The 22,209-nt window shown below is 57.9% G+C and carries 19 protein-coding genes; 4 read left to right on the top strand and 15 right to left on the bottom strand.

All coding sequences use genetic code 11. The features are described from left to right. Nucleotides 1-82: 82 nt before the first annotated feature. Complete coding sequence (locus YBN1229_RS04245) at nt 83-2,848, top strand: DNA translocase FtsK (RefSeq protein ID WP_052743686.1); 2,766 nt, start codon at nt 83-85, stop codon at nt 2,846-2,848. A 190-nt stretch (nt 2,849-3,038) separates the two neighbouring features. Continuing rightward, entirely contained in the window at nt 3,039-3,743 is a 705-nt protein-coding gene (locus YBN1229_RS04250; RefSeq protein WP_052743687.1) for a LolA family protein, read from the top strand. A gap of 346 nt (nt 3,744-4,089) precedes the next feature. Here the strand turns inward: YBN1229_RS04250 and YBN1229_RS04255 are convergent, their stop codons facing one another. The 10 genes from YBN1229_RS04255 to cysG form a co-directional block, all read right to left on the bottom strand. After that, entirely contained in the window at nt 4,090-4,575 is a 486-nt protein-coding gene (locus YBN1229_RS04255; RefSeq protein WP_046476955.1) for a cyclic nucleotide-binding domain-containing protein, read from the bottom strand. Between the two features lie 241 nt (nt 4,576-4,816). Next, a complete protein-coding gene (locus YBN1229_RS04265) occupies nt 4,817-5,620 on the bottom strand; it encodes a sulfite exporter TauE/SafE family protein (RefSeq protein WP_046476961.1) in 804 nt (267 codons plus the stop codon). Nucleotides 5,621-5,643: 23 nt separating this feature from the next. After that, the gene (locus YBN1229_RS04270) at nt 5,644-6,393 is read right to left on the bottom strand and encodes a sulfite exporter TauE/SafE family protein (protein ID WP_197540881.1); all 750 of its coding nucleotides are present in this window, start codon (nt 6,391-6,393) and stop codon (nt 5,644-5,646) included. A gap of 31 nt (nt 6,394-6,424) precedes the next feature. Beyond that, nucleotides 6,425-7,927 carry a GTP-binding protein gene (locus YBN1229_RS04275; protein WP_052743688.1) on the bottom strand — a complete coding sequence of 501 codons (1,503 nt, stop codon included), beginning with the start codon at nt 7,925-7,927 and terminating at the stop codon, nt 6,425-6,427. 1 nt (nt 7,928) lies between these two features. Next, a complete protein-coding gene (gene cysD, locus YBN1229_RS04280; RefSeq protein ID WP_046476965.1) occupies nt 7,929-8,834 on the bottom strand; it encodes a sulfate adenylyltransferase subunit CysD in 906 nt (301 codons plus the stop codon). A 60-nt stretch (nt 8,835-8,894) separates the two neighbouring features. After that, on the bottom strand, nt 8,895-9,677 hold the full coding sequence (locus YBN1229_RS04285; RefSeq protein WP_052743689.1) for a phosphoadenylyl-sulfate reductase: 783 nt from the start codon (nt 9,675-9,677) through the stop codon (nt 8,895-8,897). Then, entirely contained in the window at nt 9,658-10,194 is a 537-nt protein-coding gene (locus YBN1229_RS04290; protein WP_052743690.1) for a DUF934 domain-containing protein, read from the bottom strand. Before YBN1229_RS04290 ends, YBN1229_RS04285 begins: the two co-directional genes overlap by 20 nt. A 2-nt stretch (nt 10,195-10,196) precedes the next feature. Beyond that, nucleotides 10,197-11,891 (bottom strand): nitrite/sulfite reductase, encoded by a 1,695-nt coding sequence (locus tag YBN1229_RS04295; protein WP_046476967.1) that lies wholly within the window; start codon nt 11,889-11,891, stop codon nt 10,197-10,199. Between the two features lie 19 nt (nt 11,892-11,910). Continuing rightward, nucleotides 11,911-12,177 carry a DUF2849 domain-containing protein gene (locus YBN1229_RS04300; RefSeq protein ID WP_046476969.1) on the bottom strand — a complete coding sequence of 89 codons (267 nt, stop codon included), beginning with the start codon at nt 12,175-12,177 and terminating at the stop codon, nt 11,911-11,913. After that, complete coding sequence (cysG, locus tag YBN1229_RS04305) at nt 12,170-13,636, bottom strand: siroheme synthase CysG (RefSeq protein ID WP_160298683.1); 1,467 nt, start codon at nt 13,634-13,636, stop codon at nt 12,170-12,172. The genes YBN1229_RS04300 and cysG overlap by 8 nt, the downstream gene beginning before the upstream one ends. Before the next feature lie 503 nt (nt 13,637-14,139). Here cysG and YBN1229_RS04310 point away from each other — a divergent pair. Continuing rightward, nucleotides 14,140-15,195, top strand: coding sequence for a Fe(3+) ABC transporter substrate-binding protein (locus YBN1229_RS04310; protein WP_046476971.1), 1,056 nt, complete (start codon nt 14,140-14,142; stop codon nt 15,193-15,195). A 70-nt stretch (nt 15,196-15,265) separates the two neighbouring features. Here the strand turns inward: YBN1229_RS04310 and YBN1229_RS04315 are convergent, their stop codons facing one another. After that, nucleotides 15,266-16,027, bottom strand: a complete 762-nt coding sequence (locus tag YBN1229_RS04315) for a pyrimidine 5'-nucleotidase (protein ID WP_082101012.1) — start codon at nt 16,025-16,027, stop codon at nt 15,266-15,268. A gap of 71 nt (nt 16,028-16,098) precedes the next feature. Beyond that, a complete protein-coding gene (argB, locus tag YBN1229_RS04320; RefSeq protein WP_046479954.1) occupies nt 16,099-17,016 on the bottom strand; it encodes an acetylglutamate kinase in 918 nt (305 codons plus the stop codon). Between the two features lie 243 nt (nt 17,017-17,259). Here argB and YBN1229_RS04325 point away from each other — a divergent pair, with 243 nt between their 5' ends. Beyond that, on the top strand, nt 17,260-19,104 hold the full coding sequence (locus YBN1229_RS04325; RefSeq protein WP_046476973.1) for a Clp protease N-terminal domain-containing protein: 1,845 nt from the start codon (nt 17,260-17,262) through the stop codon (nt 19,102-19,104). Nucleotides 19,105-19,115: 11 nt separating this feature from the next. Here the strand turns inward: YBN1229_RS04325 and yihA are convergent, their stop codons facing one another. The 3 genes from yihA to rnpA all read right to left on the bottom strand — a co-directional run bounded on the left by yihA (nt 19,116) and on the right by rnpA (nt 22,185). After that, nucleotides 19,116-19,739 (bottom strand): ribosome biogenesis GTP-binding protein YihA/YsxC, encoded by a 624-nt coding sequence (gene yihA / locus YBN1229_RS04330; RefSeq protein ID WP_046479955.1) that lies wholly within the window; start codon nt 19,737-19,739, stop codon nt 19,116-19,118. A gap of 53 nt (nt 19,740-19,792) precedes the next feature. Then, nucleotides 19,793-21,625, bottom strand: a complete 1,833-nt coding sequence (gene yidC, locus YBN1229_RS04335) for a membrane protein insertase YidC (RefSeq protein WP_046476975.1) — start codon at nt 21,623-21,625, stop codon at nt 19,793-19,795. 149 nt (nt 21,626-21,774) lie between these two features. Then, nucleotides 21,775-22,185 (bottom strand): ribonuclease P protein component, encoded by a 411-nt coding sequence (gene rnpA / locus YBN1229_RS04340; protein ID WP_076605376.1) that lies wholly within the window; start codon nt 22,183-22,185, stop codon nt 21,775-21,777. Nucleotides 22,186-22,209: the final 24 nt, after the last annotated feature.

The raw sequence follows: 22,209 nt of genomic DNA on the forward strand, positions 1-22,209 counted from the left end.
CTGAGTAATGTTGCCCCAGTACCAGTACAAAAGTCATGTGAGTGAAACCGAGCGACTTCTCCCACAATCGTTGGAGAAACGTTTGCGCGGTGGTATTTCGCGTGTCTACGGCTTTGCCGTTCTCATCGTCCTCGCAGCCGTCTGGGCCAGCCTTATTAGCTGGTCTGCAGCCGACCCCAGCCTGACACACATTACGAGCGCCCCTCCCGCCAACGTCTTAGGCTATCCGGGTGCCATCCTTTCCGATCTTCTCCTGGAAAGCCTGGGCCTCACGTCCATCCTTGCGCTTCTGGCGCCGATGTTCTGGGGAACAGAACTCGCGCTGTCTGGCCGCATTCGCGACCTCCGGACAAAGCTGACTTTCTTTCCGTTATCGATCTTCACATTGGCAAGCGCCTTTGCCTCGCTGCCGCCACCACAGGTCTGGCCAATGTCGCAAGGCCTTGGCGGCATTCTAGGTGACGCCATCTACGGCCTTTGCCACCTCATTCTGGCAACCTTGATTTCCCCCACGATCGCACCTGTTGCGGGCGCAGCACTGTTTGCAGCTGGCTTCGCCGCGCTCGCCTATTCAATCGGGATCGAACTCAAGGATATCTCAAAGGCGCTCAAAGCTGGCCTAAATGCCTTGACGCCCGTGACAACCACGGTTGAGACGCCGCAAGAGCCCAGTCTTACAGAACGCCGCGAGCCGAGTTTTTCTTCCGCACCCTTTGCCGAACCAAGAGCCGAACCCGAGCTCGAGTCTCTTGCGCCGGAATCCGTGGACGAAGTGGAGGCAACCTTCACACCCGAACGGCCGGCAGCGCCCGTCCGAAAGCCAATGGCGCGCAAATCTAGAGACAACGACGCTCCTACGTTGATGCGTTCGTTTGACGAGCGCGCGCCTGCGCGTGAACAATCTGAGGACGAAGAGATCGATGACCTGCCGCCGTCTCTACGGCCTCAGGCAACAGAACCACCTGTCAAAAAATCCAAACCATCCTCGGGCTCATGGGAAACGGACACGCCGACGCAACGTGAGCCCGAATTCGATCTCGATACCGATGACGACAGCGCCGCCATCGCAAGACGTTTCGCGCCTGCAAACCGGCAAGGCAAAGGCTACGCCGCCTACGCCGAGCCGCCAACGACGGGAAAAAACTGGGAACCGAAAAAAACTTCTCGTGCGAAATCCTCTCCGACTCTATTCAGCGAGGAAACGTCCGAAATCGAAGTGAGCGACGAACCGACACTCGCCCCCACGCTGATGAAAAACGCTTCAGCCGCTGCGCGCGCAACCGCTTCGCCTGCGCGCAAACTCATGAAGTCATTCTTGCACAAATCCTCAAGCGAAGACGACGAGGTCGAGCGTAACCGCACACGATCGACACCGGCGCCTTGGGAAGCTGTTCCAACCATCACCCCATCGCCAATCGCCGAGACCATTTCTACGGAAGAGGACACACGCAAACGCCGCCTAGGCTCGTTGTGCTACAAACCCAGCGCCCGCATCGGCTATAAGCGTCCGTCCGTTCACCTCCTTGATCCCGCACCGACGGGGCGACCCGGCCCTGAATTCACACAAACCGTGAGCCGAGCCCACGCCCGTATGCTCAAAGATGTCCTGCGAGATTTTGGCATTAATGGCGAGGTTCGCGAGATCAAGCAGGGGCCTGTCGTTAGCCTGTTTGAACTCGAGCCCCAGCGCGGCACAAAAACCTCTCGGGTCGTCGCACTCGCGGACGATATCGCACGCGCCATGTCTGTCCCCACGGTAAGGATTGCCGCGATGCCCGGCAGCAGCGCGATCGGCATCGAAATTCCCAATCCTCGGCGTGAAACCGTCCACGTGCGGGAAATCTTTGAAAGCGATACCTACCGCCGTTTCGATGGACCGCTGCCTATTGCGCTTGGCAAATCCATAGAGGGTACGCCGGTCGTCGCTGACCTCACCCGGATGCCGCATCTACTCGTGACCGGACAGGCCGGCTCGGGAAAAACGGCCGCGCTCAATGCGATGATTCAGTCGATCGTGTATCGCCACGGTCCGGACGCCTGCCGGCTTCTGCTGATCGATCCGAAAATGATCGAACTGTCGAACTACAACGACGTTCCGCACTTGCTTGCGCCTGTCGTCACAGATCCGCTTCAGGGCATCGCAGCCCTCGAATGGATCGTTGCTGAAATGGAAGAGCGCCACAAGCGGATGTCCAAGCTCTCAGTGCGCAGCATTGACATTTTCAACAACCGGGTAATCAACGCCAAAAAGCGCGGTGAGATGATCTCGCGCACGGTCAATACGGGATTCGATAGATCGACTGGTGAGCCCATCTACGAACATGAGCAGATGGACCTCGCGACGATGCCTTACATCGTTGTTGTGATCGATGAGTTCGCCGGCATAGCGCGCTCGGCGTCCGAAAAGTTCGAAGCTGCGTTCCGGCGCATTTCTACTATGGCTCAGCAAGCAGGGATTCACTTGGTTCTGGCGACAGAGGAAATGTCGCCAGACGTTCTCACCGACACGCTGATCAAAAATCTTCGCACCAAGATCTGCTTCAAAACGCCGACAAAAGCGGACAGTCGCTTTGTTCTGGGTGGCTCAGGCGCCGAACAACTCCTCGATCGAGACGATATGTTGCTCTCGTCCGGCAGTGGGCACTGCGCACGCATTCATAGCGCCCGAGTGGATTCTCATGAAGTCCAAGCCGTTGCTGAGTTTCTACGGTCGGCTGGAACAGCCGACTATGATGCGGATCTCATGGCTCGCATCGCTGGAGCTGAATCGGAGCCCCAACCAAGAGCCCCACAAGAAGATAACTATGCCCGCGCTAGCCGACCGCGTCTTTCTCCTCGCTGGGCTTGAACTATCGTAATCAGCTTTTTGACCGTGGTATATTTGCGTGTGGGCATCCTTATCTCACCCCATAACGGATGGAATAACCCCAACCGCCCCGATCTTGTCGCATTGTTCAAGGAATCACACTGGACTGTATGCCCTTTCTTGTGGCACTGCACGATACAGTTAACGGGGACCTGGGGGAGGGACTGAGACCATGAAACACTTTCCATCGCTCGCAAGCGCGCTCGTCTTGGCGACAGCCTTCAGCGCAACAGCACTTGCCGCCGACCCCGCCAAGAACGCAACGGCCACACCCGTCGGACCAGGCTGGAGCGCACAGGTCGCCCCGGATGGCTCGAGCTCCATTGCGCTCGATGTCCAGCAGACACAGGACGTCAATTCGGTCTCCAAATATTTCAACGAGCTAAAAACGCTGAAAGGCGAGTTCGTGCAGACGGCAGCGGACGGCAAAGTCATGAAGGGAAACTTCCTCATGATGCGGCCGGGGATGTTCCGCTTTAACTACGACCGGCCCTCGCGCCAGCTCATCATTTCTGACGGGACATACCTCGCCATCCAGGACCCAGATGTCGATTCTGAGGATCGCGTTGCTCTAGACCAAACGCCATTTCGGATTCTTCTTGGCAAGGATGTGGACCTGATGCGTGACGCGCGCATCGTTGAAGTCCAGCAAATTGGGGAGTCACTTCTATTGGCCCTGGAGGACAAAAGTCCTGATGCGACGGGCCGGATTACCCTGATTATGTCCAAAACCCCTGATATGCAGCTCAAGGAATGGATTACAACTGACGCTCAAGGGTTGGACACGCGCGTACAGGTCGCCGATGTTGTTCGTGACGAGCCCGTCGAGAAGAGTAAATTCGTAATAAAGTCCGTTAATAACCCCTTCAAGCAGTAGTTAAAACTGCATTCGCTGCACATAAAGTGTGTCTGTTCGGACTCTGGGCAACAATTGAGCAGGGGAAAACAGCCGATTCTTGTTCACGTTTTCGTGATCATAGCTTATTGCACCTATTGCATAAGCCTGTTTCGCGCTTAAATTGGAGTTAGTCAGGCGCGTCACCCTGTATTCGGTAGTGCCCCCCGTCTAGCCGAAGACGCAGCCTGTGATGCCGGCTTCCCTCCCGGCATCGCGCGCGAGAGCGCAAGAGCGCCCAGTCCCTCCCCCCGGGACTGGGCGTTCACTTTTTAAATCTCATGTCAGAAATAATACTTGGTGAACGGCCCGCGTACAGCCGACTGCGTCAATGAACCGTCGCATCCGCGAGATTTTCTTGCCCGCCACCCAAAGTGGCATCGACTGTCCGTAGCTCTTGCGCGAGACGCGTCAAGCGTCCTGTGATTTTTCCAACGAAATGATCGGCAACGGCGGGGTCTTCTTCCATTTGCGCATGAAGATCGGCACGGGTGATGCGTAGGGCGCGCACACTTCCACGTGCGATCACAGTGGAGGAGTGCTGCGTCTCAATCAGCATTGCCATTTCACCCAGCAATGCCCCTTGGGCAATTTCCCTGGGAGCTCCTTCGCAACCGGGACCGGAAATGCGCACAGCATCGCCTGAAACGATGAGAACAGCAGCATCACCATCAACGTCTTCTTCGATAATGGCCTGTCCAGGTCTGTAGACGACACGCTCGGCCCGTCGCGCAATCTCGGTAATTTGGAGCGGCTTCAGCCCCTGAAAAATTGCTACGTTCATCAATGGTTTAACGAGAGCATCAATAGCCATGACACACAAAACCCCAAAAAGTTGACACGAAAAATTTCGTGGGGACGCAACACGTTGGACGTCCGCGGGGTCGTGAAAAGCAAGACCAGTGCCCCGGTAACGAGAAGCGAAAGTGTCCCGATTCGTACAAGCGCGTCCACGTCGCATTCGCGGCACGGGAAAGCGGTCACAACTTTCAAACAGATGGGGAATTGGCCCCCATGCAATTGACGCACGGAAACAAAGTGATTCTCAAAATCTCCTAATGCGCGAAAGTATAAAGTAGATATGCGGCATAAATCAGAACCACCGACAAAAGCAGCCGCAACAGCCAGTCGGGGAACGCACCAACAAGTCGCGACCCAAGCATGATGCCGGGAATTGAACCGATGAGCAGAGCACCGAGAAGTCCAAAATCCACATTGCCCATCGACAGATGACCAACGCCGGAAATGAAAGCGAGAGGGATCGCATGCACGATGTCCGTTCCCACGATCCGGCGCGCTGCAAGATTGGGATACAGCATGATCAGGATCGCAACACCAATCGCGCCCGCACCAACCGATGTCAGCGTAACCAACGCGCCAACTAGTAGGCCGTAAAGAACAGTGGGAATGGGACGTGGCGCACTGCGCATCTCCGGCGTCCCCTGGCTACCATGCCGTCGCAGCCACCATGGTACCAACGAGACAGCAAGTGAACTGGCAACGAGCGCACCGATTAATACAGTCCTTATGACCGAAGCTAGAAGGGTCGTGTCAGGGTGTGCAAACTTGAGCCACGCCAAGGTGATGAGTGTGGACGTTAAGCTGCCACACGCGAGGTAGCCGAAGATCGGCCAATCAACATTCCCATACTTGTGATGACGCCACGCCGCGCTTGCCTTCGTAATCGATGCGAAGAGCAGGTCCGTCCCTACGGCGAGTGCCGGGGCGACACCGAATCCGGAAATAAGCATCGGCGTAGTGACCGAACCGCCACCGACACCTGTCATCCCGATCAGAAACCCAACCAACAGCCCCGCGAGCGAGACAAGGATCCACGTATCTGGGAATGATGCATGCATGAGGGTTCTCGCAGACAGAAATTCTACGGTGCAAGTTTTCTAATGAGATAGAGAACGCTCAGGCCTGAAACCATCAGCCCGACGACGATCATAAGCAACCGCTCTGGCAAATATCGTGTCGCGAGAGCCGCGAAAGGCGCGGCGATAACGCCTCCAACCACCAAGCCGGCAATAATCGGCCAAAGTTCCAATCCAACGGTGACGAGAAACGTCGCTGAAATCACGGCCGTCACGAAGAACTCGACCAAGTTCACCGAACCTATTGCGTAACGGGCTTCAGCCCCACGGCCGATGAGCGTCGTCGCAACCATCGGACCCCAACCACCGCCGCCGACCGCGTCGAGGAAACCTCCGAAGAAGCCCAATGGAAGAAGATGCCGATGCCCGATATTGCTGCGGGAACGAGCGTTACGTGCCGCCCGCAAAATGATCAGCACGCCAAGGATGAACAAATAGACGCTGATATACGGCCGGATCACATCGCCGGGCACTTCCGACAGCAGATATGCGCCGAGCGCTCCCCCGATCATTCCAGGCAGAGCGAGCCGCCGCACCAGCCGCCAATCGATGTTACCGACCCGCCAGTGAGCGATACCTGAAGCTGCGGTGGTGAACGTCTCCGCAGCATGCGTACACGCACTTGCCGTCACAGGAGGAACGCCCGCACTGAGCAAAACGCTGGTCGAGACGATCCCAAATGCCATCCCGATGGCACCATCGACCATCTGCGCCACAAATCCGATCGCGACGTAGATCAGGATGTCTTCCCACACGGCGGCACCCTGCGATGTTTCTGCGCGGTAGCTAGACGTCTATTGACGTCTTCACGCCGGCAGCCCTCAAAATGAGAGCGACCTCGGCTGCGCGTCGTTTAAATTCCGCGCGATCCTCGGCGCTATTGCCAAGATCGCGGCAAAGTCCGGCCGCCAGCCGCGTACTGTCGAGAACGAACTGCGCGCCGGAACTACGCTCGGCTTGACCGAAAGGTTCCAATACGATTCCGCCAGCGACCGATGCCCCAGTGATAGCATCGACGATCATAAATGCACCGGTTTCGCAATTCTCTGTAAAAGCGTCGAGAACAACAGGACGTCCCAACGCGATCTTCGCAACCGCGATGTCGTTCGTCGTGCACACGGCGCTAGGGCGGACTGTCAGCGTCTCAAGGTCCATCAACGCCGCAAGCTCAACGCTATCGATGGGCACCAGGTCCGTAGCGGTCCGCAAGAGATAACCGGCGTTCGCATCAAAAGATTGCTCCGCCAGCCAGACAAACTGGGCAGTCAAACCATCGGCGCGAGAAGGCGGCGCAACAGCTGCTGCAAGAACGTGTCCACGAGCGACGTCGATATCCCTATCGAGCCCGATAACCACCGCCCGTCCGGGCTCAGCCGATGTGAGTTCACCATCGAAGGTCGCGATGCGTTGGACCCGCGCACGTTTGCCGCTCAGAACGTCGACGACTTCATCGCCGATCTCGACGCGACCGGAACTGATCGTACCCGCCAACCCCCGAAAATCTCGACCATCACGCAGCACCATCTGCACCGGCATACGGAATGCGCCCGCGACAACTGCAGCTCGTGGCGGCAAAAAATTTAAATGCTCCAGCAAAGTCGGCCCGCGATACCATTCCGTCCGCGCTGACCGCGTCGCGACATTGTCGCCGCTGACCGCAGCAACCGGAATGCTTACCGCGTTCTGAAATCCAAATCGCAACGTCAGAGCACGAAACTCTTCTGCGATTTCGTCGAAGACAGACTGCGACCAGTCAACGAGGTCCATCTTGTTGACGGCGAGGATGACGTGCTTGACGCCCATAAGATCCAAAATGGCAGCATGCCGTCGCGTTTGCGGCTTAACACCGTGACGCGCATCTGTAAGCATGATCGCAACGTCGGCATGACTGGCGCCGCTCGCCATATTCCGCGTGTACTGCTCGTGGCCCGGACTATCAATAATGACGAAGCGCCGCTGGTCTGTGTCAAAGGTTCGCCACGCAATATCTATCGTGATGCCCTGTTCGCGCTCGGCGGCAAGACCATCGACAAGGCGTGAGAAATCAGGCCCAGCGCCCGCGCTTTCCGCTCCGCGTTCGATCATCTCGCGCTGATCGATAGCGAGATCCGATGCATCCCAAAGCAATCTGCCGATGAGCGTCGACTTACCGTCATCAACCGAACCGCAGGTCAGGATGCGCAAACTTTCATTTGGTGCCGCACCGAGCACTTTCTCGGCAGCGAACTCAGACACAACCGGTGCACCCGTCTTGGCGGGGTCGTCCGGCGTCAGCTCCGAAGCATGCATCTCAGAAGTACCCTTCCTGCTTCTTTTTCTCCATCGCACTGGCTTGATCGTGATCGATCAACCGCCCTTCCCGCTCAGACGTCCGCGCTGAAAGCGTTTCGGCAACGACCGCCTCCATCGTCGTAGCAGTTGAGGGAACTGCGGCCGTCAGCGGCCAGCAGCCCAGCGTGCGGAATCGAACGCTGCGCAATTTCACCTGTTCGCTCGGTAAAAGCGGCATCCGATCATCGTCGAGAACCAAGATCTGGCCGTTGCGCTCAATAGTGGGCCGCTCTGCCGCCAGATAGAGTGGGACAACGTCGAGCTTCTCGCGCAGCAGGTAGCGCCAGACGTCTTTCTCCGTCCAGTTGGAGAGCGGGAAGACGCGAACCGTCTCACCCATGCCAAGTCGCCCGTTCAGCAACCGCCACATCTCAGGTCGTTGCCGTCGCGGATCCCAGCGATGTCCGGTTGAGCGAAATGAAAAGATGCGTTCCTTCGCACGGCTCGCTTCTTCGTCGCGCCGCGCTCCTCCGAATGCGGCATCAAACCCATGAAGGTCGAGCGCCTGCTTCAGCGCCACCGTCTTCATAATGTCCGTGTAAACCGATGGCGTATGGTCGATCGGATTGATGCCCTGCGCCACACCATCCTGGTTGGTATGTACGAGAAGATCGAGTCCGTACTTCTTCGCAGTCGCATCCCGGAACGTGATCATGTCGCGGAACTTCCACGTCGTATCGACGTGAAGCAGTGGAAACGGTGGAACCTGCGGCCAGAACGCTTTGCGCGCGAGATGCAGCAGAACGGTGGAATCTTTTCCGATAGAGTAGAGCAGAACAGGCTTACGGAACTGTGCCGCAGCCTCGCGGAAAATATGAATGCTTTCCGCTTCGAGCAAATCAAGGTGTGAAATAGGCGCTGTCATACCGACGACTTCTTTCCTGACCGAAGAGCGAAAAAATTTCGAGCAACCGGCAACGACCGGCTAGCAGGTCGTGGGCGCCGGCTTCTCCTGGGAAGGGAGGCGGGCAGGTCGCGAATGCAGACCACACTCCTTGCCGTCTTCGTTCTCCCACCACCAGCGTCCGGCACGGATATCCTCACCCGGCTTGATGGCGCGCGTGCACGGCTGACACCCGATAGAGGGAAACCCACGCGCGTGAAGCGTGTTCACTGGGATCGAATTGTCAGAGATGTAAGCTTCCAAGCGATCCAGAGACCAATCCGCGATTGGATTGATCTTGATGAGATTCATCGCACCATCCCAAGAGGCGAATGACACCTCATTGCGGCCTTGGGATTGCGAGCGGCGTAGTCCCGTAACCCAGGCCGTAGCCCCGGCGAGAGTTGCCGCAAGCGGACGCACCTTGCGAACGACACAGCAGGCTTTTCGAGCATCGATCGACGTTCTGAAACCGAACACACCGTCACGCGCAATAAGCTCTTGGGTCTCGCCGGCATCCGGCGAGACCATCCGGATCATCTGCCCATAGCGCAACTGACTGGTGTCCAGCGTCTCGAGCGTTTCCGGAAAGTGGCGACCGGTGTCCAACATGAAGACATCGAACACTCGTTGTTCGTGTGCGATTGCATGAAGGACCGCCTGATCCTCCAATCCGAGACTGGTGGAGAAGCTGATACGTCCTTCAATCGCCCGGCCGATAAATGCGATCCGCGCCTCTAGGGTCTCGAGCTTTCCAATATCGGCATCGAGTTTGGCAACCGAAACCGATTCCGGTGCCCTCCGTTCAAGCTTGACCTGCACCATCGTTTTGCTCCTGCGCAACCTGGCGTGACGCTTGAGAAGAACGAACTACGGTTGAATACCTGCGACTGCCGCCGACTGGACGCTGATAACTCAGCGCTAGTCCCGGCAAATACCCACGCCCCAACGCCGCGATCGTCGGCCCATGCGTAATCTCGAAGGCATCGAACCCACACCGCAACATCAACGGGATTTGGTCGAGAAGAACGTCACCCGTCGCGCGGATCTCACCTTTGAAAGCATGACGTTCCCGCAACGCACGGGCCACTGAATAGCCGCGTCCATCCGTAAACTTGGCAAACGTGAGGACGATGAGCGGCGCGTCCACCAGACCGTCAGAAATGACGTCGGGCTCTTCGCCTGCGCGCAGGATGACGCCGACATTGCCAGTCCTGAGCTGCGGCTCGGAACGCCACCGTTCAAGTGAAACTATGACATGCGCTCCGCGATCCGCGACTTCATCGTCGCCGAGCACCCGCCAGGTATCATCGACAAAGGCTCCACCTCGATAGATCGGCATTCTCAAGCCTCCTGTAATTGTTTGCGAGACGAAGCTCCGGAGTTGGGCGCTCCATAAAGCGCCTCCTTGAACGGAGCCTGGCCAATACGACGGTAGGTCGCGAGGAACACCTCGCCCTCACGGCGATGCGCGCGATATGTCGCAACAATGGTTTCAATTGCATCCGGCACAGCTTCAGCCGGGAAGCTTGGACCGAGGATGGTGCCAACCTCAGCGTCATCGCCCGGGCTACCGCCGAGCGTGATCTGATAGTGTTCGGTACCCTTCTTATCGACGCCCAGAATGCCGATATTGCCGGAGTGGTGATGACCACAGGCATTAATGCAGCCAGAGACATTCAGCCGAAGCCGGCCGATATCTTCCGCCACACTCTGATCGGCGAACCGCTTCGCAATCTCCAGCGCCACCGGAATCGATCGCGCATTGGCAAGGTTGCAATAGTCGAGACCCGGGCACGAAATGATATCCGTAATGAGCTCGTAATTGCCCACGGCGACTCCCGCAGCAACGAGCCCGTCATACACTTTGACGAGATCGACGAGCGCGACATTGGGCAGAACCAAATTCTGCTGATACGTCACGCGGATTTCATCGTGGCCATATGCACGCGCCAGCGCTGCCACAGCCTCCATCTGATCGGCCGTTGCGTCACCGGGAACCTTACCCGGTTCCTTCAAGAGAATGTTGACGATGACATGCCCGGCAACACGATGCGGCAGCACATTGTTCCGCACCCAGGAATCGAACGACGCATCTTCACGCCGTCGCTTCTCGACGCCTGCGTCGGTTATCGGTCCGGGAACCAAAGGCAACGGGGCAAAGTAGGCCGCGATACGGTCGTATTCCTCTTGCGGCAGATCGATACTGACATGATCGATCTTCGACCATTCCTCCTCGACCTGGCGGCGGAATTCCTCAATGCCTAGCGCTTTGACGAGAACCTTGATGCGGGACTTGTAAAGATTATCGCGGCGACCGTGCAGATTGTACACGCGCATAATCGCTTCGAGATAAGACAGAAGTTGCTCCTTCGGCAGGAAGCTCCTCAGCTCCTCCGCAACGTAGGGCGTCCGTCCCTGGCCGCCGCCGACATAAATCGCAAAACCGGTTTCGCCACCTTTCCCTTTCACGATGCGCATGCCGATGTCGTGATACAGGATCGCCGCCCGATCTTCCGCGGCACCTGTAATCGCGATCTTGAACTTGCGCGGCAGGAACAGGAACTCGGGATGTACGGTCGACCACTGGCGAATGATCTCGGCCCAAACGCGAGGGTCTTCGATCTCGTCGATAGCGACACCGGCGTAAGGGTCCGTCGTCGTATTGCGGATGCAGTTTCCGCTCGTCTGGATCGCGTGCATATCGACGTCAGCCAGCAGATCCAGAACGTCAGGCGTCTCTTCAAGCCTCGCCCAGTGGAACTGAATGTTGGTGCGCGTCGTGAAGTGCCCGTATCCACGGTCGTGCTTGCGCGCGATACGCGCGAGCTGCTCGAGCTGTCGCGCTGACAGCACGCCATATGGAATAGCGACACGGAGCATGTACGCGTGAAGTTGAAGATAAAGACCGTTGTGCAGTCTCAGTGGCCGGAACTGCTCCTCCGAAATTTCACCCGCCAGCCGGCGTGCCACCTGGTCCCGGAACTGCGCCGTGCGGCTCCGGACAAAAGCCGCGTCGAATTCATCGTAGCGATACATCGCCAATCTCCTCTTGGCGTCAAACGGATGGGCCGAGCGCGGCGCGAATGCGCTCACGCACGGAACGTGGCTCGGGACGTCCATCGACAAGCTCGACGTCCATGGCGTAGACGGAAATCACACGTTGAGACTCCACGTCGCGCTGTGCCGTCTTCTCAAGCTCGGAAAGTTCGTCCTTGTCCTTCGCGACCGTCGCATCACCGATTTCGCGAACCCAATTGTTGAGGCCTGCGAAGTAGACGACATCGCCTGTCCGCAGCAGGTTGGCGGTTATGATGTTAGGCATGAGCGAAATCCCCCTGAGAACGTATTGAAAGCACCGGCTGAAACTGAGGATCGATCTCTGCTGCGATCCGTTCGACGGCGCCCGCCGGGGTTAGACCGGCAATTTCCCCGACGATCAGAATCGCAGGTCCGCTCAGAGCAAGCCGCTTGGCATCATCAGCGACAACATCAAGTGACGTAGCAACGCGCCGCTCATTGGCATGGCTTGCGCGCTCCACCGCCATCACCGGAGTAGCCGGCGACCAACCCGCATCGATAAGCGTTTGCGCCAAAGCACCGGCAGTTGCCACGCCCATGTAAACAGCGAGCGTGTTGCTCCCTTCACCGAGAGCCCTGAAGTCGACGTGGTCGAAATTCGCCGCCCCATCCCCGGCAGAGTGGCCGGAGATAAAAGTCACCGAGTGCGAGATATCGCGGTGGGTCAAAGGAATTTGCAGGGAGGCCGCGGCCGCTGTGGCTGCCGTGATCCCAGGCACGACCTCGCAGGCAATGCCGGAAGCCCGCAGCGTATCCACTTCCTCACCCCCACGTCCGAAGATAAAGGGGTCACCACCCTTCAGGCGCACAACCGTCTTTCCGGCCTTGGCGTGTGTGAGAATGAGGGCATTGATCTCAGCCTGCGTTTTCGAATGGCGGCCCTTCGCCTTGCCGACAGGAATGATCTCAGCCTCACGACGCGCATGTTCGAGAACGCCCGTTCCCGCCAGGTTATCGACTAGGATCACGTCTGCGGCCTTAAGCGCACGGACCGCTTTGAGTGTCAGCAGTTCCGGATCACCAGGCCCGGCACCAACAAGGATGACCCGGCCTACGCGAGGTGCCGTTGTGTCTTCTTTGTCGAGTTCGGCTTCGATGCGACGAACACCCTCAGCTTCGTCGCCCGCCAGGATCGCAGCAGAAGCAGGCCCGCTGAAAACCCGGTCCCAGAACACGCGGCGTTGCACGCCAGGCCGCAGTTTCTGCGCGACACGATCACGGAAATCACCCGCAATTCTCGCAAGCGAACCCAGCTGCGGAGAAAGCTCTTGCTCGAGCCACGCGCGCAGTCGTGTCGCCAGCACTGGGGCATCGCCTTCCGTACCGATCGCAAATGTCACCGGATACCGATCAACGATTGCAGCCAGCGAGAATGAGCAAAGCTCGGGCCGATCCGGAACGTTGACCGGAACGCCGATTTCGCGAGCGAGATGCGAAATACGCGCATCTTCTGCATCGTCTTCCGTTGCGGAGATGACGACCGGACGCCCGCGCAACGTCTCCACATCGGGTACACCGCTAATGCGCTCCGCTCGTCCTTCGGCAACGAGCTTGGCAATGCCCGGAACAACACGATCCGCCGCGAAGAGGACGCGGTTAGCCCGCTTCAAAAGCAGCCGGGCTTTCACAAGGGCCAGCTCGCCACCTCCGACGATCAAAGGTGGGGTACGCCCCAATTCCACAAATATCGGAAATCCAGCCATGCTCAGATCACCCCGAAACAGGTTGCAGAGACCTCTACCAACCGGACTGACTGGCCCGATTCCGTGCGCCTCCTTCGTTACGGGGAACATAAGGAAATTATTTTCCTCGTGATACCACTCAAATCAAATAAACATAGAAATTCATTTCTATATGCGCGTTGTGAAGGAAAATACTTCGATACCCCACAATGAGAGAAACGGGTTGCTCATGCGTATGGTGCCGTGCAACGCCGTTGCCGGAGCTCACGCATGATTATGATGATGCAGGAGCAAAAAGAGCCGCGATTTCATCGCTTAACGCGTCAGTTGCAACGTGTCCTTGGAAAGCCGTATCGCGCCTCGCAAAGGCAACCGACAACGTGGGATGCAGCCGTAATATTGACTTGACAGATCAACAATACTTCCTGTCTTCTGTGTCCCACATGTGGCCCCTTTCCGGAGCCGCGTCGTTCAAAATTTTCAAACGAAAACGGGGCCTTGACCCCCGTTGATTGGAGCACGTCATGACCATCAGCCGTGCCGCATCTTGCGGCGTCGGTGCGCTGGCGACGATCATTTCCGTCGCCGCCGCCAGCTTCTCTCCCGCCATCGCCGCAGATGAAGTCAACATTTACTCTTATAGAGAACCCGGCCTTATTGCCCCGCTCCTTAAAGCCTTTACAGACAAGACAGGCATCAAGCCGAACGTTGTCTACGCCAAGGACGGTTTGATCGAACGCGCGGCTGCCGAAGGCGCGAATTCCCCATTCGACGTTCTTCTCACCGTCGACATCGGTCGTCTCACAGAAGCCGAAGACAAGGGCATCACCCAGGCGATCAGCTCCGACACCGTTAAAGCCAATATCCCCTCGACCTACCTCGACCCGCAGGGCCACTGGGTAGGCCTCTCTAAGCGCGCACGCTTCGTTTACGCCTCCAAGGATCGCGTAAAGCAGGACAGCATCACATATGAAGAACTGGCCGATCCGAAGTGGAAAGGAAAGATTTGCGCACGCTCAGGTCAGCACCCCTATAACATCGCGCTGCTCGCCTCGATCATCGCGCATTCCGGCATTGAAAAGGCAGAAGCCTGGGCAAAGGGCGTGAAGGAAAATCTGGCGCGCAAGCCTGCCGGCGGTGACCGCGATCAGGTGAAGGGCATATATTCTGGCGAATGCGATCTGGCCATCGGCAACAGCTACTATATGGCTGCGATGCAAACCAACACGAAGAAGCCTGAACAGCAGGAGTGGGCGAAGTCGGCCAAGATCCTGTTCCCGAACGCCGATGATCGCGGCACCCACGTCAACATTTCCGGCGCAGTTCTGGCTAAGCACGCACCCCACAAAGACGCAGGCGTAAAGCTCATTGAGTTCCTGACGTCGGAAGAGGGACAGAAAATCTACGCCGAGATCGTGAACGAATATCCGCTCAAGGAAGGCGTGCCGATTTCTGAGCGCGTCGCGAGCTGGGGAACCCTCAAACCTGACAAACTCCCACTCGAGGAAATCGCCAAGCATCGCGCTGAAGCCTCGGCCATCATGGACCGCGTTGGCTTTGACGCCGGCCCAGGCGCGTAACAGGCAACGCCCTTCTCTTCCTTCCTGAAAGTCGAAACCCGCCGCTCATTTGTGGCGGGTTTTTTCGCGCCTATTTGAATTTGATGCCTTGAAGAAACCCGCACAGGTCCCGGGTCAAGTGATGCACATGTTCAGGTAGCTCCTGCCAAGTCTTCACCTTGAGCTGCGCGGGATGATCCACATAGTCCGAATGCACCAGAACGGTCGTCATCCCCAGCGCGTGTGGCGCTTCAAGATTGTGGGGCATGTCTTCAAACATCGCTGATTGTTCGGAGCTAACGCCGTGTCGCCGCACCATGCGATCGAAAGCTTCGGCTTCCGGTTTGGGCACGTACTCACACGTTTCGATCGAACAGATATCTTCGAACTTGTCGAGAACCCCGAGTTTCCCCGCAACGCGTTCGGCGTGACGGCGCGACCCGTTCGTGAAAATGAGTTTGCGGCCAGGCAACCGTTCGATAGCCTCAGCAAGATCGGGGCATTCCGGCACGCAGGTGAGATCGATATCGTGGACGTAATCAAGGAAAGGCCCCGGCTCCATTCCGTGCACTTGCATCAGCCCGGATAGCGTTGTGCCGAATTGCCGATAGTAGCTCTTCTGCAAATGACGCGCGTACTCAAAGGGCACACCAAGCTTCTTGGCAATGAACAAGCCCATGCGCTGATCGACTTGGTCGAACAGATTGCATTCCGCCGGATAAAGCGTGTTGTCGAGATCGAAAACCCAGATAGCGGTCCGATCAAACCCGCGGCGCGCATCTGAAACCACTTGAGGCTTCACACGAACGTCCTCTTCGTTAGAGGTCGCCGGCATATTGTCCTTCTCCGCCATCGCAGATCACGACTCCAAGACACAAACCACCTCACGGCTCAAATCAAAACAGCGGCCAATTTGGTTTGCATTCAGATCCTATTTTCTTGTCCAACGAGCGTTCCAATTCCGTGCTCGGTAAACAACTCAAGCAACACGCAGTGCGGCACCCGCCCATCGATAATGACGACCGCCTCGACACCCGCCTCAACGACCTCAATGCAGCCCTCGACCTTCGGGATCATGCCACCCGAAATCGTACCATTCCGAATGAGTTGCCGCGCCTCGTCGACCGAGAGAGACGCGACGAGGTTTTTATCCTTGTCGAGAACACCCGCCACGTCAGTCAGCAACAATAGGCGTTTGACCTTCATCTTGGCCGCCAGCGCAGACGCAAAGCTGTCAGCGTTGATATTAAGCGTCTCACCGCTCCGCGAGAGGCCCACAGGGGCAATGACGGGAATGAGGTCCGAATTCGAAATGACATCCACGATATGCGGATTGACCTCAACCGGATCGCCCACATAGCCGATATCGACAGCCTGCATCAGATTGGATGTCGGATCGGGTATTTCCGTGATGCGTTCGGCAATCATCAGATTGGCATCCTTGCCGCAGATTCCAACCGCCTTGCCGCCTTGCTGATTGATCGCTGACACAATCTCTTTGTTGATCGCGCCCGCCAAAACCATCTCCACGACTTCAACTGTCGGCTTGTCCGTTACACGCAGGCCATTCACGAAGCTCGATTGGATAGCAAGCTTATCCAGCATCCGTGCGATTTGCGGTCCGCCGCCGTGTACGACGATGGGATTTACGCCTGACTGCTTCAGATAGACGATATCCTGGGCAAACGCCTGCGACAGCGCCGCATCCCCCATCGCATGCCCGCCGAACTTGATGACGACGTACTGCTCATCGTAGCGAATCAAATGCGGAAGAGCCTCGGCAAGAATACGCGCCTGGACATGGGCGCTAATTCCACCGTTTTCGTAGTCTTTCCCCACCATTTTTTGCGGCTGCGACATCTTATCTGACATGGTCTTGAACGGTCCGTTGCAGTTCGATATTGACTAAAATGCAGCCGCTGAAATCGTAATCCGCCGCCGCGTGTGTGAGTTATCCTACGCGGGACTTATATCCGTGCCGAAGCCTGCGACAACGGATTTCCCTCACAATCGGTTGCTAATAGCGCTAAGACACGGTGCGAGGGGCATCGGCTGCTGCGATGAGCGGCTGGTTGGGAGAAGGGCATGACAGCGCCGTTCGTTGAGAGTTTGGGACCTATTCCGATGTCACCGACGTTGGCGTCTACGCTGGCTCGGGCGGCAAATTATGCCCAATCTCAACAACATATCGAAGTTACACTTGAACATTTGTTGCTGGCTCTAACCGAGGATGACGATGCTTGTATCGTCATGACGTCTGCCGGCGTCAACCTCGACCAGCTCAAAACGGATGTCTCAAATCACGTCGGACGCATAGAAAACCGGCTTCCGACGGACCATCCTGGTACCGCCGCTATATCAGACGAGCTCCGGCGTATCCTCAATGCCGCTGCAGCCGCAGCCAGCGGCCGTCGCAATGACATAAACGGCGGAATCGTGCTCGCTGCGATCATTGGTGACGCCAACAGCAGCGCTGCCGGGCTGTTACAAGCCCACGGGCTGACCTTCGGTGCGGCAATTGAAGTGGTCAAACAGCGGTTTGGCCCCGAAGCCGAAACCCAGCGACAGCAACCGCACCCTACACCACGTCCGGCCCCTCCACAGCCCGAGCAAAGCAACCGTCAGCAATCGGACGCTGATTCCTTCCTGGCCGACGCGCGCTCGCGCGTAGAGCACCGCCGCGGGGGACCACCCTCTCCGGAAGGCGAAGCTCAATTTAACGCGCCACCCAGCCCTGCGCCTCAACCACAACCAGCGCCGGCGCCCGTTAAATCCCCAGCCCCCGAACCGCAACCCAACTTCGGCGCCCCGGCACCCGGCGAACAAACGCCCGCTGCTCCCCCTACGGCGCGGCCCTCACCGCAACCAGCCCCTGCGACGCGAGATCCACACCCGCAGCAACAGCCCCCACTACCTCAACAATCTCAACCCGGCCAGGCTTGGACGCCACCGCCCTCGCACGCGCAGCCTCAGTCGCAACCGCGGCCTTATCGCGCGCCCCCTCCCCTGAGCCCTGACGTTGGTATGCGGCCACCGCCACCGACGGGTCCGTTTCGTACAGAAACCGATCCTGCTCCCAACCCTCAACATCGTCCAGGAGGGGCTAGGCCTCCCGTGCCCGCAGGTTCTCCTGCGCCCGGGCCGTCACATCAGCAACGTCCTGCACCAGCAGGAGCACAGGCCAGACCGCAAACGCCACTTCCTTCTGTGGAGGAAGTTTTTGGTGGTCCTCCGACCGCAGAGCTCGAACGCGCGCAGACGACAGCGCGCCGGCAAGGCGGAGCTGACCGGGCTCCAGCCCCCGCACAGACCTCACAAAAAGCCGCAGCGCAGAACCGGGCAGGCAGCGCACCGGCTAAGAAGCGCCGCCGCGCCCGCACTGATAGCGTGCAGGCAGGCCAGCTTATCGAAAACATTCCGCGTATTATGCGCGTCGCCCTCCCCTCGCTGGTGGAAGCGCGGATCGCCAAATCCGAAGTTAAGAACCTCGCCGATGGCATGATCGGCGAAGGAGCCGCCTATCGGCACGATGTTCTCATTACGCGCGCCATGTCTGTGAGATTGCGAGCACCCGATGGCGGCTTCTTTATAGAAACCTCATCCCCCGAAACGCAGTGGATCGAGAACGCGCTCGGCTTGATGGCGGATGACTACGCAAGCTGGCGTTGGACAGTGACTCCAAAGGCGAGGGGCCGGCGCCGCCTTCAGCTGATCGTTTCCGCGCGCACCGTTGGTGCAGACGGGCTTGCAGCCGAGACAGCACTACCCGACCAGATTGTCGAAATCAGAGTGCGCACCAATTATGCACGGACTCTTACGATCTTATTCGGGTGGCTCGCGGCAGCCGTGGCAGGCGGCATTCTCGCACGCTTTGGCGAGGAGCTGTGGACGTCAATCAGCGGCTTCTTGAAAACGCTTGGCGGTCCGTAAGCGCGTGACCGTCAAGCAATCAGCCCTGCGATCGTAGCCTTGAGCTCAGCCATTCCCTGACCCTTCTCCGCCGACGTCGCAAGCACGTAAGGAAACGCCGCCGGATGGGTTCTGAGTTCACCCAGCGTTGTCTCAGTCAGCGCCTCTAGCTTGAACGGATTGATCTTATCGGCCTTGGTGAGCACGACCTGATAGCTGACAGCTGACGTGTCCAGCATCCGCATTAGCTCTTTGTCGATCGCCTTGATCCCGTGACGGCTATCAATAAGCACAAACACACGCTTCAGCGTTGGACGGCCTCGTAGATAGTCTTTGATCAGGTCCGTCCAGGCTTCAACCTTCTCCTTCGGAGCCTTCGCAAAACCGTATCCGGGCATATCGACGATGCACAGCGGCACGCGCTCGCCCGCATCAGGAGCAAAAATATTCAGCTCCTGCGTTCGCCCAGGCGTGTTTGACGTGCGCGCCAAACCCTTCTGACGCACAAGCGCGTTGATAAGGCTCGATTTACCCACATTGGAACGCCCGGCAAAGGCGATTTCCGGGATGTCCGCCGGGGGCAGGTGCTCTAATCCGACGACACCTTTGACGAACCCCCACGGCAGCTCGAAGAGCCGCTCACCGGCAGCGAGCATCTCCTTGGAAAATTCAGGTTCCACAGCTCACAACCGCCTGGGCGGCTCTCCCCTTATTCGCTCTTTCGCCCGCCGGGAACCAACGATCGCACTGACAGCAATGTCTTCTTGATATTTCCCATCAACGGCACCTCGACGCCTTGCCGCTTCATAATCAGATACTGCTGTGCCAGCGACAGAACGTTGTTCCAGGCCCAATAGATCACGAGCCCTGCCGGGAACGTGGCAAGCAGGAACGTGAACATCACCGGCATCCAGTTGAAGATCATCTGCTGGGTCGGATCAGGCTGCGCAGGGTTGAGCTGCATCTGCAGCCACATCGTCACGCCCATGATGAGCGGCCAAGCTCCGACATGCAGGAACTCGGGCACCATGAACGGCAGCAATCCGAACAGATTGAACACCGACGTCGGATCAGGCGCGGAAAGGTCCTGAATCCAGCCAAAGAACGGCGCATGGCGCATATCGATGGAAACGAACAGCACCTTGTAGAGCGCGAAGAACACCGGGATCTGCAAGAGGATAGGCAGACAGCCAGCCAGAGGATTGATCTTCTCCTTCTGGTAAAGCGCCATCAGCTCCTTTTGCTGCCGTGCTTTGTCATCCGGGAAGCGCTGCCGCATTTTTTCCATCTCGGGCTGCAGCTTCTTCATCTTGCCCATGGACTCGTAGGCCTTGCTGGCCAGCGGATAAAACGCCGCCTTCACGATGACCGTCACCGCAAGAATAGCCAGGCCAAAATTGCCAAGGTGTTTGTAGAGCCAGTCGAGCAGGTAATAGAGCGGCTTGGTAATGAAGTAGAACCAGCCCCAATCGACAAGATAGTTGAACTCCAGAATACCGAGATCGGCCTCGTATCGATCGATCGTCTGGACTCGCTTCGCACCGGCAAACAAGTGCCCGCTCACGTTCGCTGAGCCTCCGGCCGCGACCGTAATGGCAGACCGCATATAGTCAGCCTGAAAAGCTTCACGCTGCGTATCGGTCCTCTGATTAACGGCCCGCATATTTGCGGTGTACGGCACCGATTGATCGGGCACGAGTGTCGCGGCCCAGTACTTGTCCGTGAAGCCAAGCCAGCCACCGGTCTTATCCGTGAACTTCTTGGCGCCGCCCTCTTCCAGCGCACCCGAATAGGTGATCTCGTTCAGACCGGCCTCACCGACCCAGCCGATGAGACCTTCATGCTGAATGAAGAAGCCTTCAATCTTGGGCGTACCGTACCGGTAGATGCGCGCGTACGGATGCAGGGTAATGTCACCCGACGTGTTGTTTTGAACCTCGTCGACGATCTTGAACATGTACTCGTCGTCGACCGAGATCGTGCGCTTGAAAACGAGTCCCTCGCCATTGTCCCAGGTCAGGGTGACCGGAGTTTCGTGCGTAAGCTTCGCACCCTCTGGAGCGGTCCATACGGTATCCCGTTGGGGAAGTTTGAACGTTGAACCGGCCGCCGCTGGAATCCACCCATACTCGGCAAAATAGGCCCGTGATGTATCCGCAGGCGCGAACAAAACCACGTTGGGGCTGCTGGGGTCGACAGTCTCGTGATATTTGACGAACGTCACATCATCAATGCGACCGCCAAGAAGTCCGATTGAGCCCTTGAGCGATGGCGTCGCGAGCGGAACGCGACCGGCCGCCGGAGCCGTCCCCGCACCGCCACCAGGAACTTGCGCAACACCAGAACTACCAGCGGCGGGTGCTACGGGCGCCGCCGGCACCTCACCCGTCTTCGTCGGCTTCTGTGTCTCACTGTGCTCGACAGCAGGTTGCTGTGGCGGCTTGGGTGGCGGGAAGAAAAACTGCCACACCAGCAGTACAGCCATCGACAAGACAATAGCTATGATGAGGTTGTTGGAATTATCCGGTTTTTGGCTGAGCATCAGGGCCTCGACTCGCGGGGTCACTCTGGCCGGGCCGCGATCGTTCGGCAAATTACGAACGAAGTCTAGGCCGACCGTGCATATTGGCTGACGGTATCCGCCATCACCGACTTCAGCGCAACCGTGACATATCGGTCATCGCGTGGAATTTAACTCACAGGGCCTCTTGGACGCTTTGAACTCCCACGCCCATCCATCGAACTCATCACGCGGTTAACCCGGATGAAAGCCTGCTCCAGATCACCACAAAGACTTGCGAAAGACCTCGTCTCCGCACTCGACCGCGCTACAAGCACATAATCACAATTGGAACGCGCGCAACGTGGTGCCAGTGCGTCTACCGCGGCCTTTAAGCGTCGGCGTATCCGATTGCGAACAACAGCCGAGCCCAATTTCTTTGTCGCTGTGAACCCGAAACGGGCAACGTCGGATTCTGCACCGAAAACGGTCCGGGCTCGCCCGGGTGTACGCGGCTTAGCCTCTAGCACAAACGCCGGAGTCGCCCAGCGCGCTCCGCCGCGTATACGTAAGAATTCCGAGCGCTTCTTGAGCGTCTCCACAGCTTCCAAACTTTAGATCGACGG

The sequence above is a fragment of the Candidatus Filomicrobium marinum genome, assembly GCF_000981545.1.
Taxonomy (GTDB): Bacteria; Pseudomonadota; Alphaproteobacteria; order Rhizobiales; family Hyphomicrobiaceae; genus Filomicrobium; species Filomicrobium insigne.

Excerpts from the sequence above, each read along its gene's own strand:
- YBN1229_RS04250 (WP_052743687.1), top strand. The coding sequence starts at position 3,039 with ATGAAACACTTTCCATCGCTCGCAAGCGCGCTCGTCTTGGCGACAGCC.
- YBN1229_RS04255 (WP_046476955.1), bottom strand. The coding sequence starts at position 4,575 with ATGGCTATTGATGCTCTCGTTAAACCATTGATGAACGTAGCAATTTTT.
- YBN1229_RS04265 (WP_046476961.1), bottom strand. The coding sequence starts at position 5,620 with ATGCATGCATCATTCCCAGATACGTGGATCCTTGTCTCGCTCGCGGGG.
- YBN1229_RS04275 (WP_052743688.1), bottom strand. The coding sequence starts at position 7,927 with ATGCATGCTTCGGAGCTGACGCCGGACGACCCCGCCAAGACGGGTGCA.
- cysD (WP_046476965.1), bottom strand. The coding sequence starts at position 8,834 with ATGACAGCGCCTATTTCACACCTTGATTTGCTCGAAGCGGAAAGCATT.
- YBN1229_RS04285 (WP_052743689.1), bottom strand. The coding sequence starts at position 9,677 with ATGGTGCAGGTCAAGCTTGAACGGAGGGCACCGGAATCGGTTTCGGTT.
- YBN1229_RS04290 (WP_052743690.1), bottom strand. The coding sequence starts at position 10,194 with ATGCCGATCTATCGAGGTGGAGCCTTTGTCGATGATACCTGGCGGGTG.
- YBN1229_RS04295 (WP_046476967.1), bottom strand. The coding sequence starts at position 11,891 with ATGTATCGCTACGATGAATTCGACGCGGCTTTTGTCCGGAGCCGCACG.
- YBN1229_RS04300 (WP_046476969.1), bottom strand. The coding sequence starts at position 12,177 with ATGCCTAACATCATAACCGCCAACCTGCTGCGGACAGGCGATGTCGTC.
- cysG (WP_160298683.1), bottom strand. The coding sequence starts at position 13,636 with ATGGCTGGATTTCCGATATTTGTGGAATTGGGGCGTACCCCACCTTTG.
- YBN1229_RS04310 (WP_046476971.1), top strand. The coding sequence starts at position 14,140 with ATGACCATCAGCCGTGCCGCATCTTGCGGCGTCGGTGCGCTGGCGACG.
- YBN1229_RS04315 (WP_082101012.1), bottom strand. The coding sequence starts at position 16,027 with ATGGCGGAGAAGGACAATATGCCGGCGACCTCTAACGAAGAGGACGTT.
- argB (WP_046479954.1), bottom strand. The coding sequence starts at position 17,016 with ATGGTGGGGAAAGACTACGAAAACGGTGGAATTAGCGCCCATGTCCAG.
- YBN1229_RS04325 (WP_046476973.1), top strand. The coding sequence starts at position 17,260 with ATGACAGCGCCGTTCGTTGAGAGTTTGGGACCTATTCCGATGTCACCG.
- yihA (WP_046479955.1), bottom strand. The coding sequence starts at position 19,739 with ATGCTCGCTGCCGGTGAGCGGCTCTTCGAGCTGCCGTGGGGGTTCGTC.
- yidC (WP_046476975.1), bottom strand. The coding sequence starts at position 21,625 with ATGCTCAGCCAAAAACCGGATAATTCCAACAACCTCATCATAGCTATT.